Annotated in this window: 17 protein-coding genes and 2 tRNA genes; 17 read left to right on the top strand and 2 right to left on the bottom strand. The window is 38.5% G+C overall.

The annotated features are described in order from the left end of the window. Window positions 1–155: 155 nt before the first annotated feature. Both KKH91_05440 and KKH91_05435 read right to left on the bottom strand, forming a co-directional pair. The gene (locus KKH91_05440; protein MBU0952248.1) at window positions 156–1,022 is read right to left on the bottom strand and encodes a hypothetical protein; all 867 of its coding nucleotides are present in this window, start codon (window positions 1,020–1,022) and stop codon (window positions 156–158) included. Between the two features lie 17 nt (window positions 1,023–1,039). After that, complete coding sequence (locus tag KKH91_05435) at window positions 1,040–3,043, bottom strand: hypothetical protein (GenBank protein ID MBU0952247.1); 2,004 nt, start codon at window positions 3,041–3,043, stop codon at window positions 1,040–1,042. Window positions 3,044–3,093: 50 nt separating this feature from the next. Here KKH91_05435 and KKH91_05430 point away from each other — a divergent pair, with 50 nt between their 5' ends. The 17 genes from KKH91_05430 (at window position 3,094) to yajC (ending at window position 17,275) form a co-directional block, all read left to right on the top strand. Then, the gene (locus KKH91_05430; protein ID MBU0952246.1) at window positions 3,094–3,477 is read left to right on the top strand and encodes a response regulator; all 384 of its coding nucleotides are present in this window, start codon (window positions 3,094–3,096) and stop codon (window positions 3,475–3,477) included. Then, window positions 3,474–3,713 (top strand): hypothetical protein, encoded by a 240-nt coding sequence (locus KKH91_05425; GenBank protein ID MBU0952245.1) that lies wholly within the window; start codon window positions 3,474–3,476, stop codon window positions 3,711–3,713. The genes KKH91_05430 and KKH91_05425 overlap by 4 nt, the downstream gene beginning before the upstream one ends. A 1-nt stretch (window position 3,714) precedes the next feature. Further along, complete coding sequence (locus tag KKH91_05420) at window positions 3,715–3,948, top strand: YtxH domain-containing protein (protein ID MBU0952244.1); 234 nt, start codon at window positions 3,715–3,717, stop codon at window positions 3,946–3,948. Between the two features lie 32 nt (window positions 3,949–3,980). Beyond that, window positions 3,981–4,052, top strand: a tRNA-Phe gene (locus KKH91_05415). A 44-nt stretch (window positions 4,053–4,096) separates the two neighbouring features. After that, window positions 4,097–4,168 (top strand) — tRNA-Thr (locus KKH91_05410). 16 nt (window positions 4,169–4,184) lie between these two features. Then, window positions 4,185–6,638, top strand: a complete 2,454-nt coding sequence (locus tag KKH91_05405; protein MBU0952243.1) for an O-antigen ligase family protein — start codon at window positions 4,185–4,187, stop codon at window positions 6,636–6,638. Window positions 6,639–6,644: 6 nt separating this feature from the next. After that, window positions 6,645–9,074, top strand: coding sequence for a tetratricopeptide repeat protein (locus tag KKH91_05400; GenBank protein MBU0952242.1), 2,430 nt, complete (start codon window positions 6,645–6,647; stop codon window positions 9,072–9,074). Between the two features lie 50 nt (window positions 9,075–9,124). Continuing rightward, window positions 9,125–9,877, top strand: coding sequence for a YebC/PmpR family DNA-binding transcriptional regulator (locus tag KKH91_05395; protein MBU0952241.1), 753 nt, complete (start codon window positions 9,125–9,127; stop codon window positions 9,875–9,877). Further along, window positions 9,874–10,374: a crossover junction endodeoxyribonuclease RuvC gene (ruvC, locus tag KKH91_05390; GenBank protein MBU0952240.1), complete on the top strand. Its 501-nt coding sequence runs from the start codon at window positions 9,874–9,876 to the stop codon at window positions 10,372–10,374. The genes KKH91_05395 and ruvC overlap by 4 nt, the downstream gene beginning before the upstream one ends. Beyond that, a complete protein-coding gene (locus KKH91_05385; protein ID MBU0952239.1) occupies window positions 10,371–10,985 on the top strand; it encodes a Holliday junction branch migration protein RuvA in 615 nt (204 codons plus the stop codon). Before ruvC ends, KKH91_05385 begins: the two co-directional genes overlap by 4 nt. Next, complete coding sequence (ruvB, locus tag KKH91_05380) at window positions 10,982–12,004, top strand: Holliday junction branch migration DNA helicase RuvB (GenBank protein ID MBU0952238.1); 1,023 nt, start codon at window positions 10,982–10,984, stop codon at window positions 12,002–12,004. The genes KKH91_05385 and ruvB overlap by 4 nt, the downstream gene beginning before the upstream one ends. A 23-nt stretch (window positions 12,005–12,027) precedes the next feature. Continuing rightward, entirely contained in the window at window positions 12,028–12,876 is an 849-nt protein-coding gene (locus KKH91_05375) for a histone deacetylase (GenBank protein ID MBU0952237.1), read from the top strand. Between the two features lie 15 nt (window positions 12,877–12,891). Beyond that, window positions 12,892–13,461 (top strand): epoxyqueuosine reductase QueH, encoded by a 570-nt coding sequence (locus tag KKH91_05370; protein MBU0952236.1) that lies wholly within the window; start codon window positions 12,892–12,894, stop codon window positions 13,459–13,461. Further along, window positions 13,448–14,620, top strand: a complete 1,173-nt coding sequence (locus tag KKH91_05365; protein MBU0952235.1) for a SpoIID/LytB domain-containing protein — start codon at window positions 13,448–13,450, stop codon at window positions 14,618–14,620. Before KKH91_05370 ends, KKH91_05365 begins: the two co-directional genes overlap by 14 nt. Next, window positions 14,608–15,645, top strand: coding sequence for a tRNA preQ1(34) S-adenosylmethionine ribosyltransferase-isomerase QueA (gene queA, locus KKH91_05360; protein ID MBU0952234.1), 1,038 nt, complete (start codon window positions 14,608–14,610; stop codon window positions 15,643–15,645). Before KKH91_05365 ends, queA begins: the two co-directional genes overlap by 13 nt. 15 nt (window positions 15,646–15,660) lie before the next feature. Next, on the top strand, window positions 15,661–16,797 hold the full coding sequence (tgt, locus tag KKH91_05355) for a tRNA guanosine(34) transglycosylase Tgt (protein ID MBU0952233.1): 1,137 nt from the start codon (window positions 15,661–15,663) through the stop codon (window positions 16,795–16,797). Window positions 16,798–16,927: 130 nt separating this feature from the next. Then, window positions 16,928–17,275 carry a preprotein translocase subunit YajC gene (gene yajC / locus KKH91_05350; GenBank protein MBU0952232.1) on the top strand — a complete coding sequence of 116 codons (348 nt, stop codon included), beginning with the start codon at window positions 16,928–16,930 and terminating at the stop codon, window positions 17,273–17,275. The last annotated feature ends 3 nt before the right edge of the window (window positions 17,276–17,278 follow it).

Below are 17,278 nucleotides of genomic sequence, written 5' to 3'. Positions count from 1 at the left end.
TAAGCCTCCTTTTTGGTGTTTTTCCGTCGATAACGAAATTATACCAAAAAACGAGGCTTTTTTCTTTCTTTTTCACCTGCCAAGTGAATCTACTTTTTTAATTTTCCGTCTATAGTAGCTTTTCAATATCGGATTCAGGGGGTAATTCAAATTATTCAGAAGTAATAATTTATCCCGAAAGAAATGTACGTTGATTTGTCTTTGGTATTTGACTGGTCAGTGTTGAATCCTATTTTGAATTTAAATGGCTGGAAATAACAGGTTGATATTTCTGCTAAAATTGAATCAGAATAATCCTTGTAAAGCAAATAAACAATTCTTGTTTTATTAAGGGAAACATTGAAATAGTCCCAGAAATTCTGTTCAAATCCGATAGTTAAGCTGTTGCCCGGAAAACCCTGAACCATGAATAAAGTATTTGAAAGCGTAGGGTTTATGGATGAAAGAAGGTAAAGGCCTTTCTGGACGGTGTTTAAATCTTTGTCATAACTATATTTCGTCGAAGCAAGGGAGAGAGTTGTAAGTTCAAACAACCTGAGTGAAGCATTGGTTTCAAATGAACTTTGTTCTAAATTTATCCAGACATACCTTTTTGTTCTGATTTGGTAAATACGTTGTGAGTTGTTTGTGTTTTGTCTGTTTGCTCCAAGCTGGAGCCACCAGCTTGACTCCTCAAGCGGTTTGTTATCAAAAGAAAATCCCCAGCCTGCATTTAATCCTGTACTGTTGGTTTTGTAGTCTTCAGATTCCGGTGTGATACTAAGAGAGATCCCTGCATTAAAGTTTTTTCCCAAATTAAAGTTTAATCCTGAATAAAGTGTCCTTGTCACTGAAGAAATGCTTGAACTATAAGCAGAGTATTGAAAGTTTAAGCTTAATGTTTTACTAACATCGGCATTAAAACTAAAATCATTTGCCTTGTAAGCGTTTGGGCCGGAGGTATAGTTGTATCCTGCATCATAGGAAGAGAAACAAAAAGTAGGCAGGAAAATAATTAAAACTGACAGAAGAAATTTTTTCATCGTATTATATGCGATTGCTAAAAATCAAGTATTATTCTGGTGGTTACGCCCCTTTCATCGGTTTTGTCGAATTTAAAAGTATTCCTGCTGTAAGCATCATTCATTATATAGATTCCACCCAGCACCCAGGTAAGATATTTTTTAAGCTTAATACTGAATTCAAGGTTTGTGTTTACCCCGGTTGAATCAATTTTTTCTGCAGGAAGACTGGCATCATTTTTTTCAACCGTATAATAGGCCCAAACCTGTGTGCTTAAAAGGTCCTTAATAATGTCATAAACAATACTGATGCTGTAATTCTGCCCTGCTGTTAAATAATCTTTCACAAGATTTTGCGAATTCAATAAGTTTATACCCATGTTTAAATTTAAGCTTTTATTTACCGGTGTGCTCAAGTAAAACCCGTTGCGGTATGTAAGACAATTATCAGAAATGCAGGTTTTGTCAGTATAGTTTATACTCTGAAAGTCAAAGGAGACTGTTGCCGTTTTCTTTATCCTTTTAAAATAATTTAATGACAAAGTGTAAGTGTAATTATCCTGCAGGGCTTGCAGGTCTCCAATTGCTTCGCTAAAGGAATAACCTATAGTTATTTTTGAAAGAGTTTCTGCAGGCGGGATATATCCGGTATTAGCACTATAGGTTTTTTGAGTAGTCGTGATTTTACTTTTGTCTTTTTTTAAATTATTAAACCACTGGTTGTAGCCTAGCCCAAAATCAATTTTATCTGTTGCCTTGTAGGTGTTTTGAAAATCAAAAGTTCTTCTGTCATTTTGGATTCCCGGCGCTCCGTATGAATAAAAATCAGGCTGGGTTTCCTGAAGGTATAGTGAAGAAATTAGTTTTGATTTTTTATAGTTCAGCCCGGCCATCCAGCCATAATCAGTTGTTGTGGTTCTGGTAGAAACAAAAGCATTGTTACTTAGCATAAATTCTGTTTCGAGTTCAAGCGGTTCCGAGATTTGATAGCCCGCAATAGCACCCCAAACTTTGTTTTCAGAAGGCGTAGTTAAAGTTTGTGAACTTCTTTCTATGTTTCCCGCCTCTTCATAACTGTAAACATAATTTGTTCCTAATGTAAGTTTTGGAGAAAACTTATATTTAACCTTTGCGCCGGTTAACCATCTTTCGTTAATTATATTTGTTGCGTTCGAATCTATCGAAGGAGTTTCAACTCTTGCTATAACCAGCTCAGTGGAAACTTTGTCAATCCTGTTTTCAAGATATAATCCGCGCATACTCATGTTTGATAAGGCAAGCTTCGAAAAATTAGGGAAGATATCACCCAATTCAAAGCTGTAATTATTTCCATATCTGCTGAAAAGGAAGCTGAATAATTCGTTTCTTATGCCTGTTGTGTCTGTAGATTGTGCAGTATGGTAAGTATTAAAGAAAAATTGTGTCGGGTTTTCTGAATCGTAAGAAATACTATTTAAATTTATGCTTCCGACAAAATCTTTCCAGTTATTTTTATCCGTGTCCCTCAAAGACACATTTAGGCTCCCTCCGAAACTTTTCCAGAAGGCCTTATGTTCTTTAGGAGATATAGCCGAAACATCGAACCTGATGAAATCAGATTCAATAATATATTTATTGTCCATGATTAAATATATTTTGTAGAAATAAGTTCCGTTGTAATTTGTAGGGACTGAAAATATTATTTCTGTAGTTGCAGTCTCCCCTGGTCTTATATCGCTATTGTCTTTAACGGATCTTATTCTGCCCACATATTTTTTGTTCTCGTTGAATATTTCTGCCTGAACATAGTACTTGTTCTTTTCCCAGATTTCGTTCCCCTGATTTAATAATGCAGTCCTGAACGTGATTTGTTCACCGGCATTTGCCGGATCCGGTGAGGCTATAGAGATTTGGGCTTTTCCTTCGGCCAGTGCGTGCAGGTTTTGAGAAGACACAATAAAGACAAGCAGATATGAAAAAAAACACAAAATGTGCTTATATAAAATCCTTAACTTCATATAAAATAATTTATCATATAGAACCGGTTTTGTCAATTTGGTCATCAATTTGGCTTGACCTTTTATTTGGAATTTACTATATTGCATAATTACAGATGACAAAAAAACGTATCGCATTAGTTGATGATGATATTGGCATTCAGGAGATGTTAAGGGGTGAACTTGAAAAATCCGGGTATGAGGTAGAAGTTATTCCGGACGGCCAGTTATTTTTTGAAGCAATAGCAAAAAATAAGCCTGACCTGGTTCTTTTAGATGTCAGCCTGCCGGGCATGGATGGAATTTCACTATGCCATGAGTTAAAACGCGCGCCCGGGCTTAATAATATTCCTGTAATCATGCTTACGGCTTATGCTGACAAAAAAACAGTTGATGATTTAAAGACTTTTGGTGCTGAAGATTTTATTGGAAAACCGTTCAGTATATCGTCGATGAAAGAAAAGATTGAAAAAATATTAAAAACAAGGGAGGTATTATGATTAGTGGAGCAATGGGTACAATTTTGGTGATTTGTGTTGTCATTATAGCCTTGACTAACCTTTTCATAGCTTTAATTATCGGCCTGGTTCTATTAAGAATAAGCAATGTTTTGTTCCAGTTAGAGAAATTTGTAAGAGCTTTAAATAACTTTACAACAAGCAGCACGGGTATTTTCGGCACAGTAATCGGGGTTATAGCAAGTATGCTTTCAAGAAAGAATAAAGGAGGTTGCTAAAATGTCTGAAAAAAGTTCTGGAGAAACGATTCTTGTTTTTTTATTAGGTGGTCTTGCAGGCGCATGTTTAGGCATTCTTTTCGCACCAAAATCTGGCAAAGAAACCAGGCAGAGGCTTAAAGTATTAGCTGAAGACCTGGGAGAAAAGGGCCAGTGTTGGGTTGAAGAAGGTAAGGATAAAGTTGAAGATCTGGTAAATCTGGCAAAAAGTAAAATTCTTCCCAAAAAAGATTAATTTAGTTCTTTATTAAAAAGGTAAAATAAAATGCCGCGGTAGCTCAGTGGTAGAGCGCAGGTCTGAAAAACCTGGCGTCGGGAGTTCGATTCTCTTCCGCGGCATTTTATATTAAAAAAAATAATCAGGCTACCCAGTATTTCTCTTTGCCGGGATAGCTCAGTGGTAGAGCAACGGTTTCGTAAACCGTAGGCCGTGGGTTCAATCCCCACTCCCGGCTCATTTAACAACAGATTATGACAAAAACCTTTGAAAAAATAATCAAGCATTTTTTGCCCATCCTTTATTTCTCGGTTTCCCTGGCTTTTTATCTGCGCACTTATGATTCCTGCCAGATTAAAATTACTTTGATCCAAATCGGCGGAGCGTTAATTTTAATGCTCTGGCTCATAAAGTTAATAGAAGAATATGACACAAACTACTTCAAAAAGAACCTCGTAGTAATAATACCCATTTTACTCGTGTTGCTTTCCAATACGATTTCACATCTGCGCTCACCTCTTCAATATGCAAGCGGCATGGAGCTAATCCGTAAAGTTATTTATTTCGGCATAGCTCTTATAATAATGAAAGAGTTTAACTCGGAAGAAAAAATAAAAAGATTATTGGGTTGGCTGTTTTTTGCCTGTTTCGTTGCAACCTTTTATGGAATAATACAGTTTCTCGATACCAGGTATTTTCCTCAGGGCATGTCTGAAAGAGGCCTGGACCCGTTTATTTGGAGAGGCGCATTCGGTACCAGAATATTCTCGACTTTCGGAAACCCTAACTTTTACGGTGATTTTCTTGTAGTTTTAGGCCCTATATGCCTGGCAATGTTTTTTAAAACACGGCAGCCGTTTTTTGGTATCTTGTTTTTGATGACGGCATTCAACGCAATTTTTACTTCATCAAAAGGCGCCTGGATCGGCTTCACTTCCGGATTTATTGCATTTTGCATTCTATACGCATTGCATTTTGCCCATCTGCAAAAACATAACATAAAAAAGATTGTATCAATAATTGTTTCTTTAGTTTTGCTGATCTGCGCTTATGCCGTATATGATCAGATAATGAAAAGAACTGATTCTGTAAAATTCAGGGTCTATACCTGGATGTCCTGCTGGGAAATGATTAATACAAATCCGATATTAGGTACAGGTATTGGTACATTTTATGTGACTTATCCCGCATTCCGCAGGCCGCAGATATTTTATATCGAAGCAAAACATAATACCGAATCAGACCATCCGGAAAACGAATACCTGGAAGTTTGGTATGATGAAGGAATAGTTGGTTTTGCTATTTTCTTATGGATAATAGTTTTGTGTATAAATTCCGGGTTAAAAAATCTGAGGATATTTTCTGCAGTTGATTTACCTCCGCCCAATGCAAAAGGCAAAGCAACCAAAATAGTAACTGACCCGAGAGCATTTTATATGCTTGGTTTTCTTTCCGCATTTATAGGAATGTTATCGCATAACCTGATGTGTGTTTCTTTAAGATTTGTTTCGTCCGGTATCTTTATGTGGCTTCTCGTAGGTTTGATAAACACATTAACTATAAATAATCCGCTGCCTATGCAGGCATCCCAGCCAATTTTGCCCCTTCGCAACCCTATACCAAAAATTGCACGCAGGGTTATACAGTTCATAATAATCTTGATAACCGATTACCTTACAGGGACGATCGCAATAATACTTTCTATAGTAGGAATAACAGGGGCAACTATTTTTGGCGTGAAAGTCCCTTTTGAAGGTGTTTTCAGGGGGTATTTTATTGCTGACGTGCATCATAACATTGCCATTTTCCATTCAAAAAATGGGCAATGGTCGGATGCGTTGAGCAATTATAACATTGTTGCTCAAAAAAATTATGGTTTTATTATGGCCCACTATTTCATGGGCAATGTTTTCAATGACAGATGGATGCTCAACCGCGAGTATCATCCGGAATGGGGTGACCATGAAACTGATTTGGCCTGGTCAGGCATAAACTTGGGCAATAAAGGAAGAATCGATGTAGAAAGGTCCATAAGCAAATACCAGGATTGCTGGACACTGGCTCCAAATTACGTCCAATCACACCATCAGGCAGGCCTTTTGTACTTGAAATTGGGTGAAACTTACAGGTCAAATAATCAAATGGACAAGGCCAGGGAAGCATGGAAAGAATCAATAAAAAGATTTGAAATGTACCACCAGATCGACCCCATTTTCGCCCAAAACTATTACCGTTTGGCATATGTATATATCCAGATGGGAGATTTAAAGAAGGCTGAAGAAACCTATTGGAGGCATTTGTACATGGCTGAATCCCTAACGCAGCCAGGGAGCGATGAAAAAGAATGGGTTTCCAAACAAATTGGCAGGCCGGCAGAAAGCGTGCCGCCTGAATGCGAAATTCATAAAGGTAATTACCATTGTTTTTACTGGGAAGATTGGGGCCAAAGAAGGAATTATGAATATGCAGAAACCTATGTTAATTTGGGTAACCTTAAATATATGACTGGAGATGCAAAGAAGGCCGAAGAATATTATTTGAAAGCATCCACAATTAGAAAAGACAATGTATCTGCTCTGAAAAATTTAGCAGTAATTTACAATAAACGAGGCCAACCTCAGGAAGCTTTGAAAATGTGGCAGAGAATTCATGAAATTAATCCCCAAGATCCGGACTTGCTTCGAGTTATGTCTCCCCCGAAAAAGTAGAGAGAAATGAACAAATATTTCAGGTACATAATACTATTCCTTCTTATATTCCCGCCTATTATTTTCTTCACTGACCTCACAAGGAATCCTTATTTTTTCCAGATTTTTTTATTAAATGTCGTAATATTAATTTTGTGGATTTTGTATTTGGTTGACGCTTTGATGAAAAAAAGTTTCAAGTGGTCATGGAGCCCGATTGAGCTGCCCTTGGTAGTTTTTACCGGTTTTGCCGTGTTCACCTGGCTCTATGCTTATTTTTCAAATCAGCCTTATCTGATAAAACAAATAATTGAAGACGGAAAAAACCTTCCGGGTTTTGGAATTAACTATCTTTATTCAAGCATTTTTTCTGAAGGTTTTAAAAAGTTTATTTTTACTCTTGTTAATTTGCTTATGGCGTATTGGATACCTGCGATGTTAATTCCTATCATGTATGAAAGGCAGGAACGCGCAAAGTTTTTTAACACAATTATAAACACATTGTTTTTCGTAGGTTTTGTTGCCGCGTTTTACGGTGTTTTGCAATACATGGAAATTGAGCCTGTCTGGCCTAAGGCGCTTAACCCTTTTGGCGGCCGTCCCGTTTCTACGTTTGGAAACCCTAACTTTATGTCATCCTACCTGGTTATGCTTTTCCCCATTATTTTAATGACTTATCTTTCCCAGATTTCCGCGGCAAAAAAAATACTTTTTCTGGGAATGCTTGAAATATATTTTTGCTCCATCGTAGCTACAATGACCAGGTCATCCTGGGTAGGTTTATTTACGGCTTTTACGGTAATAGGTTTGTTCCTGCTGAAAGACTACAGAAAAGAAAAAAGCAAATCGATTTTTGCGCGCGAAAAGAAATGGATAATTGCGATCACTATCGTGATCATAGTCACTTTTCTTACCTGGCCCAGAAGCCTGGGCGGCTCAACGCCGATATCAAGAATTACAGAGATAGAAAATGTGGCTAATACTTCATACGGTCCTATGCATCAGAGGATTATGATTTGGTCCTGCGCCTGGCTGATGGTAAAAGACGACCCAATTTTAGGCAAAGGCTGGGGTTTATTTGAATTATACTACCCTTTTTACCAGGGTAAAAGTCTGTTTAATGACCTTTATCGCGGTTTTAGGACTCATGCAAATAATGCTCACGATGAAATTCTGGAATACTGGTCCCAGATAGGTACCCTGGGCGTAGCGTTTTATTTATGGTTTTTAGTTTCATTTTTTGCTTATGGAATATATCTTTACAAAAACACATTTTTGGAAAGCAAAAGATTAATATTTATCGGTATTTTGAGCGGAACCGCAGGTATGTTTCTTGATAATATATTCGGGAATGTGTCCACCCAGTTTTGCGTGCCGGCGTTCCTTTATTGGTGGAATATGGGCACACTGGTTGGCATGGATGATACGAGGAAAATTAAGGAATACAGATTGAATTCTGTTTCGAAGGGTATTTTTGCAGTCCTTATTGTTTTTTTCTTTTTTCTTATTTTCAAATGGTATAATTTTTTTCTCGGCGAAATAAATTATTTTCAAGGTTTCAAGATGTCAAAAAAAGGAGATGTCGCGGCAGCTATTCCTTATTTGGAAAAAGCTCACTTCAATAACAAAGAAGTTAACAGCGAGTATGAGCTTGCTAATTGTTACGCGAGATTAGGCCAGCGGGATAAATCTCTTTGGGCTTATTACAACGCTTTATCGGCCAATTGCGGTTATGACGAAATACATTTTAACCTTGCGACAGTTTATGCACAAATGGGTGACATGGAAAAAGCTTTAAACAATTACACTCAGGCGCTTTACATCAACCCTATTTCACAGGAAGGATATTTTGCGCTCGGAAACATATTTCTGATAAATATTGACAAAGACCCTGATAGGGCCATTGCGCTTCTTGAAAGGGCTGTTTTCTTTTTTCCGAACAATATAGATTTTTGGAATAATCTTGGTTTTGCCTATACGAAGAAAAACGACAACAAAAAAGCCGCTGAAGCCTATCGCCGGGCAGTAGAAATAAATCCCGAATTTCAGATGGCAAGGCACAACCTGGAAGTGGCATCGCAAAAAGCAGGAATAAAATCGGAACCGATTCTTGAATATGACAGATTGGTAAAAGCAGCTGAGCAGAAAATAAATGAGAAGAATTGGCCGGAAGTTCTTAAGTTATGCAAGCAACTGGTTGAGATTTCCCCCAACAGTTACAAAGCCCGTTTTTACCTGGCCAATGCATTTTTTACTTTAGGTAAAGTTGATGAAGCCATAAATGAGTACAAGCAAGCTGTTACTATCAGCCCATCCAACTTGCCTTCTTGGGTAAATTTGGGTTTGGCTTATTCGCAAAAAAACGATAAAGAAAATGCCAGGTCAGCATTTCAAAAAGTTCTTGAATTAGACCCAAAAAACCAAATAGCTCAGGAAAGATTGAATTATTTGAGATAATTTAGTAGAATATCGTTCACGCGAATTTATATGTTTTTGGAGGTAATTAAATGTCAGGACATTCAAAATGGGCTGGTATCAAGCATAAAAAAGGTGCTATTGATGCCAAGCGCGGAAAGATATTTACCAGGCTGATAAGGGAAATCACCGTAGCTGCTAAATCCGGCGGCGGTAATGTCGACAATAATGTGCGGCTGCGTAAAGCCATTGAACAGGCAAAAGAAGCGAACATGCCGCAGGATAATATAAAGAAAGCCACGCTTCGCGGGACCGGTGAGCTTCCGGGTGTAACTTATGAAGAAACGGTTTATGAAGGTTATGGACCGGGCGGAGTCGCAGTCCTGGTTGAAGTAACAACAGATAATAAAAACAGGACCACAAGCGAGCTTAGAAAAACTTTTTCCAACAGCGCCGGAAATCTTGGCGAAAACGGAAGCGTTGCGTGGATGTTTTCAAAAAAAGGGAGCATCACAGTTGAAAAATCAAAGTATTCCAATGAAGACGAGCTTATGTCCATATCGCTTGAACTTGGCGCGGAAGATTTTCAGGCTGATGAAGATAACTTTGAAATAATAACTTCTCCGGAGAATTTTGAAAAAATTAAGCAGGAACTGGAAAAGAAAAATATACCCATCATGGATGCCGAGGTTACCATGATACCAAAAACCTATATCAAACTTACCGGTAAAGAAGCAGATCAAATGATTTCATTAATGAATGCTCTTGAGGATAGCGACGATGTCACCAATGTTTCCGCAAACTTCGATATAGATAAAGAAATACTTGAGAAGGCAGGTGTATGATAGTTCTTGGCATAGACCCCGGTCTAGCCAGATGCGGTTGGGCGGTAATTGAACAAAAGCCCAATAAGGAAAATTCAATAGTAGGTTTTGGCTGTATAGAAACACCAGCAAAAATGGATTTGCCGCAAAGGTTGTCGATTCTTTATTCATCCCTTGAAAATATCATCAAAAAATATAAACCCCAGATAGCCAGCTTAGAAAAACAATATCTTTTTCAAAACGCAAAATCAGTCCTTGCTACCAGCCAGGCCCGCGGGGTAATATTGCTTGCGATGTCCAGCAGCAACCTGGAGATAAGAGAATATAACCCAAAACAGGTAAAAATATCCGTAACAGGATATGGGGCGGCAGATAAGCAGCAAATACAGCGTATGGTAAAGATAATCCTGAAATTGAAAGAAATTCCAAAACCTGATGACATTGCTGATGCAATGGCTGTTGGTTTATGCCATTTGAATTCTTTCGATTCCCGCCTGCAGACTTTAGGAGTAAAATGATCGCATTTTTGGAAGGTATATTAGAAGAGAAGTCAGTTGATTCTGTAATTCTTGCTGTAAACGGCATAGGTTACGATATCAGCATATCAGCTGTTACCTACGAGAAATTACCTGCAACTGGAAAACTTGCTAAACTCTATATTTATGAAACCCAGGGAATTTACGGCGGCGGAATAACCCTTTACGGTTTTACAAACCTGGATGATAAAGAGATATTTCTTGTATTTAAAGACGGGCTCAAAAATACAGGATCAAAAAAAGCCCTGGATTATATGGATAAAGCGACGAAATCCCTTCCTGATTTTCAGCGTGCCGTAACACAGAAGGATACTAAACTGCTTACGTCTATATTCGGGTTTAGAAAACCAACCGCAGAAAAAATAGTAGCCTTATTAAACGATAAACTTTCAAAAGTTAAAATTACAGGAAAAGAAAAGTGGCCCTCCGGAAAAACAAACGGTAATATGCCGGAAGATGCAATACAGGCACTGGTTTCGCTTGGATACAAAGAAGCCCAGGCACGCCATGCCGTAGAAGAGAGTTTGACAATATTGGAGAATCCCGTAAATGTAAGCGAAATCATTAAATTAGCGCTGAGATACCTGCAATGAATAACGAAGAAAATCTGACTAACAGAACTACAAACCAGGCAGAAGAAAAAGTTGAAACAACTCTGAGGCCCAGGGATTTAGCGGAATTTGTCGGCCAGGAGAAGTTGAAACAAAATCTGCATGTATTTATTGAAGCGGCCCGCAAAAGAAAAGAGCCACTTGACCATTGCTTATTTTATTCCCCTCCCGGCCTTGGAAAAACAACTCTGGCTCATATTATTTCTAATGAGCTTGGAGTAAACCTGCGCTCTACAACCGGCCCGGTGCTTGAAAGAGTCGGCGACCTTGCCGCGATATTAACCAGCCTTAACGAAGGAGATGTTTTCTTCATTGATGAAATTCACAGGTTAAATCATGTTGTTGAGGAAGCTCTTTATCCGGTAATGGAAGATTTTAAATTGGACATCATTATAGGCCAGGGGCCCAGCGCAAAAACGATTAAACTTGATATCCCTAAATTTACCCTCATAGGCGCAACAACCCGGGCGGGCCTTTTAACATCTCCTATGCGCGCCAGGTTCGGTATTGTTGAATACTTGAATTTTTATGCCATAAATGAATTGGAATCCATTATATTGCGTTCAAGCAAAATATTAAATGTTACGATTGATGATGAATCGGCGCATGAAATCGCTCTTCGTTCCAGGGGCACGCCAAGAATCGCAAACAGGCTTCTCCGCCGGATCAGGGATTTCGCTGATGTAAAAACGCAAGGCAAGGTTGGAATCGGCATAGTTAAAGAAGCCATGCAATCCCTCGGTGTTGATGCATTAGGTTTGGATTCAATGGACCTCCGGATTTTGAATGCAATTATAGATAAATTTTCGGGCGGGCCTGTAGGTATTGACACTCTTTCTGTTGCTGTTTCGGAAGAAGTGGATACTCTTACCGATGTTTACGAGCCTTACCTTATTCAGGCAGGTTTGCTGGCTCGTACAGCCCGCGGAAGAGTTGTAACCCCTGCCGCTTATACTCATTTAAAAAAAACCAGGCCTCAGAACCAGCAAGAATTGCGCTAACCTTTTTATAAAAAACCAATTATATGAAAATTGTAACCTCAAACAAATGTTGGCAATACAGTTATCCAGGTTATAATGAAACTGCACAACGTATCCAGACACCTTTCGAATGTTTGAAAGTGAAAAACTTTGAATTTGTAGAACCTGAAAAATGTGCTGAAAGCGATATTTTAGCAGTTCATACTAAAGCCATGGTAGAAAAAGTCAAAACTTTGGCTTTTAGTGACCCGGACATAAAGCCGATTCCGGGAATTTACGAATATGCCTTATTATCTGCCGGCGCTGCGATAACGGCATCAGAAATTGCGTTAAAAGGTCTTCCCGCTTTTAGTTTAATGAGGCCTCCCGGCCACCATGCCACAAAAAGCCATTCCGGAGGTTTTTGTTATTTTAATAACATAGCAATAGCCGTAAAAAAACTAATTTTGTCCGGAACCGCTCCGGTTGCTATTTTAGATATAGATTGTCATCACGGTAACGGGACTCAAAACATTTTTTTAGGTAAAGAAAACATTCTTTTTGTTTCTTTGCATCAGGTCCCGCTTTATCCAGGGTCGGGGTTAACTTCCGAAAAAAATTGCCTAAACTTTCCCCTGCCGCCTGAAACGGGAGAAGAAAAATACCTTAAAACATTGGAAATTGCGCTGAAAGAAATAGAAAAATTTAAACCCGCTGTAATTGCAGTATCAGCAGGATTTGATACATATATAAGGGACCCGCTTACTCAGATGAATCTTGAGACAGCTACATATGAAAAAATAGGCAAAATGATAGCCGCCCTGCATACAAAAAGGTTCGCTGTGCTTGAAGGCGGTTATAGCAGGGATTTAGCTGAATGTGTTTATAATTTCCTGGAAGGTTTCCGTCGCTGAAATACGGGTTTTATTTTGACATCGACCGATTATTATGATACTATTTTAAGTATGTTTGATAAAATTCTCCTGCATCATTGCTGCGCTGTTTGTACTCCGAAAGTCCTGGAGTCTTTCAAAAAAGAGTTTAAAGAGGTTATAGGTTTTTGGTTTAATCCGAATATATATCCCGTTGATGAACGTAAAAAAAGGCAGGAAGCCCTGAAAGTCTTTTCTGAAGAAAAAAAGCACAGGCTTATGGAAAAGAATGATTACCCGGAAGATTTGTGGAGCAAGAGTATAGAAAATAACAGCGGAGAGCCTGAGAGATGCAGAATCTGTTATTCAATAAGAATGAAAATAACAGCTCAGACAGCAAAGAAGATGAATATTAGGCATTTTTCTACTACATTGCTTTCCAGCCCGCATCAAAAACACGATTTGATTAAAGCTGCGGGTATTCAGGCAGCAGCGGAAGAAGGATTGGATTTTGTTTACAGGGATTTTAGGCCGGAGTTTTATGAGGGTAAGAATGAAATTTGGAACAAAAAGTTATATATGCAAAAATATTGCGGATGTTTATATTCCATAAATGAAAAAAAATAAATTACCAATTCTTTTGTTATTAGCATTTTACGCCGCAGTTCTTCATGCAGGCCGGCTGCCGGATACAATAATTAGAGTAGCTATTGAAGAAAATGCGGATAAAGTCAATATTGGCTGCGAAGGAGAATATTATTATTGCGACTTAGTGACAGGAGAAAAATGTTTCCTGGCAGATAAGGATATCTACCTGGTGAAACCATTAAAGAAAGGAATACTTATAGGTGATAAGGAAATATCTGCAAATGAACTCAGGTTTTCCCCAGAAACAGCCAATCAGTGTGTCCGTATAGAAGGAAAAAGATACCGCGACAGCATATTGATAAGAAAAACAAAAACCGGTAAAATAACCGTGGTAAATGAATTAGGATTAGAAAGTTATTTGGCGGGTGTTCTTACCCGGGAGGTAGATCCTGCCTGGCCGATGGAATCCCTAAAAGCGCAGGCTGTAGTATCACGGACATTTACATTAAGCAACCTTGACAGGCATAAAGATGAAGGTTATTCATTATGCAATAAGGTACATTGCCAGGTTTATGGCGGAATGGACGGTGAAAATCCAAGGACAAATAAGGCTATTGAAGAAACCCGGGGGCAGGTCCTTGTTTATAACGGTCGGCTTATAAATGCAGTTTTCCATTCCTGCTGCGCAGGTTATACAGAAGATGTGAAAAATGTCTGGAAAAATGATTGTAAAACTGTTAAATACCTTACGGCGGTTAAATGCAAATTTTGCAAGAATTGCCCGCAGTATTATTGGAGCAAAAACGTAGAAGAAAGTTATATAAGAAAAAAACTCGTTTATAAAGGTTACACGGGCATTGCCGAAATAACGGGAATTTATTTTCAAAATAAAACCAAATCAGGAAGGTCAAAAACTATCAGGATAAAATATATCAGTAAAAAGGATAAACCCGGCGAGACAAGCATCAGTTCCGCGAAATTCAGGCTGTTTGTTGACCCCTGGACGATAAAAAGCACAAAAATCAGCTCGATAAAAAGGATTAATGACTCAACTTTCAAATTTACGGGCAACGGCTGGGGCCATGGCGTTGGAATGTGCCAATGGGGCGCAAAAGGCATGGCTGATAAAGGATATGATTATAAAGAAATAGTGGCGCATTATTACCCCAGCACAAAGATAGAAAAATGGGAAGAATGAGCGATTTTGAATATACTCTCCCTGAAAGTTTTATCGCCCAATTTCCTAAAGACAAAAGAGATGAAAGCAAACTCCTCGTTTTAGACCGTAAAACCCTGGCAATTCAGCATCGTATTTTTAAGGACATAACCGAGTTTATTAAACCCGGAGACTGCCTTGTTATAAATAAGACAAAAGTTTTCCCCGCAAAAGTATTTTGCAAAAAAGCTACAGGAGGAAATATCGAAATCCTGTTTTTGCGAAAAATCAACGAAAACAGCTGGGCCGGGCTTTGCCGTCAAAAAATCCTTGATAAAAATCTCTTTTTTTCAGATGGGAAAATAAGCGCTAAAGTTCTTGAAAAAAACGATACGGGTGAATTTATTCTTGAATTTGAGCCCGGAATTGATGTTTTTAAACTAATTAATGAATTTGGAGAAATGCCCCTTCCTCCGTACATAAAAAGAAAAGCTGAGAAAAGCGTTTTTAAAAAAGATGATTACAAAAAATATCAGACTGTTTATGCGAAAGTAGTTGGTTCTATTGCCGCGCCGACGGCCGGTTTGCATTTTACGGAAGATGTCCTGAAAAAGTTAAAAGAAAAAGGCGTTAAAATAGCAGAAATTGTCCTCCATATAGGCTGGGGTACGTTCAGGCCTATTATTTCTGAAGATGTTTCAAAACATGTGATGCTCCCGGAAAAATATGAAATTGGGACCGAGCAAGCTGAAATGATAAATTGCGCGAAAAAATCAGGCGGTAAAATTTTTGCCGCAGGTACCAGCGCAGTCCGCACATTAGAAACAGTCTCGCAAAATGACGGCCTAATAAAACCAACAATAGGAGAAACGGGGTTGTTTATTTATCCCGGGTATAAGTTTAAATGTGTCGATGCCATGATAACTAACTTTCATCTGCCTAAATCAACGCCAATTGTTTTAGTAAGCGCCCTGGCTGGCAGAGAAAATATTTTAAACGCTTATCGCAGCGCTATAGAAAACAATTACAGCTTTTATTCATACGGCGATGCAATGTTGATTCTATAAACCGAAGATAAAAAAATGTTCCAGATAATAACAAAATCAAAAAATACAAAGGCGCGTATTGGAAAAATCACCACTTCACACGGAGAGGTTTCCACTCCTGTTTTTATGCCCGTCGCCACCCAGGGTACGGTAAAAACAATTTCAAATGATGAACTTCGAAAAATCGGGACTGAACTTTTTATTGCTAATACCTATCATTTATACCTTAGGCCCGGCCTGGAAATAATAAAATTATCCGGAGGGCTTCATAAATTTATTAACTGGGAAAGAAGTATTATAACCGACTCAGGCGGTTTTCAGGTTTACAGCATGGCAGATTTAAGGAAAATAAGCTCCGAAGGAGTGTCGTTCCAGTCGCATGTTGACGGCAGCACTCATTTTTTCAGCCCAGAAAGCGTGGTTGATATCCAGATAAAATTAGGAACTGACATTATGATGTGTTTCGATGAATGCCCCCCCTACCCTTCAACGTACGACTATACGAAGAATTCCATGGAATTGACCTTAAATTGGGCAAAAAGATGTAAAAGCCAGCTTATGAATTCAGATGTCGAACGGCCAAATCAGAAACAATTGATTTATGGAATAATCCAGGGCAGTACCTATTTGGATTTGCGCAAAGAAAGCGCTTTAAGGACCATTGATCTTGATTTTGACGGTTATGCGATCGGCGGCCTTGCGGTAGGCGAGCCACAGGAAATTTCACAGGAAATTATTGATAAAATTACGCCTCTTTTGCCTGAAAACAAACCCAGATATGCCATGGGAATAGGAACTCCTGAAGAAATCTGGTCCTATGTTGAACAGGGAATTGATATGTTTGATTGTGTTTTACCTACAAGAAACGGGCGAAACGGGCAAGCGTTGACTTTCTCAGGCAAACTCAATATCCGTAACGCGGAATACGCGAAAGATTTCAGGCCGCTTGAAGTAGGCTGCAAGTGCCCTGTTTGTGTCGAGTATTCCAGGGCTTATATTCACCATATTTCCCGCTGCGGAGAGCTGCTTTCTTTAAAGCTATTATCTTTACATAATGTGTTTTTTATGCTAAAATTAACCGATTTAATTAAAAAGTCGATTCTTGAGGGTAATTTCAATCAGGAAAAGGCAAAGTTTATTGAAAATTATTTGGGCACTAAAAACAACAGCTGATGCTAAAAAAAACACTTTGAATGGATGACGCAGATGACGCATTTGTCAGTGAAAAAAATGAACTCGTCAGATTGAACATTGCGTGTGCAATTGTAAAAATAATCGAAAGGAAAAAAGAGAGGAAACCACAATGATTGAACTTCTTTACGCACAAGCAGCACCAGGCGCAGCAGTACCGGCAGCAGGCCCAATGGGAGCATTAGGCGGATTTTTGCCGCTTATAGTTATCTTTTTCATTTTTTATTTCCTGTTAATCAGGCCTCAGCAAAAAAGAGAGAAAGAGCATAAGAAATTGCTCAACGCATTAAAAAAAGACGATAAAGTTATTACTTCAGGCGGAATTTATGGAACAGTTATTAACGTAAAACCTGAAGCTGTTGAGTTAAAGATTGATGACAATACAAAAATTCAAATCCTAAAATCAGCTATTGCTACGGTTATAAACCCGGCCGGTATTGAAGCTGAAAAAAAAGCGTGAGTG

The organism is Elusimicrobiota bacterium (assembly GCA_018816525.1).
In the GTDB taxonomy this organism is placed as follows: domain Bacteria; phylum Elusimicrobiota; class Endomicrobiia; order CG1-02-37-114; family XYA2-FULL-39-19; genus OXYB2-FULL-48-7.
Note: the sequence above shows the minus strand (reverse complement) of the source record. Positions and strands in the feature narration are given on the sequence as shown.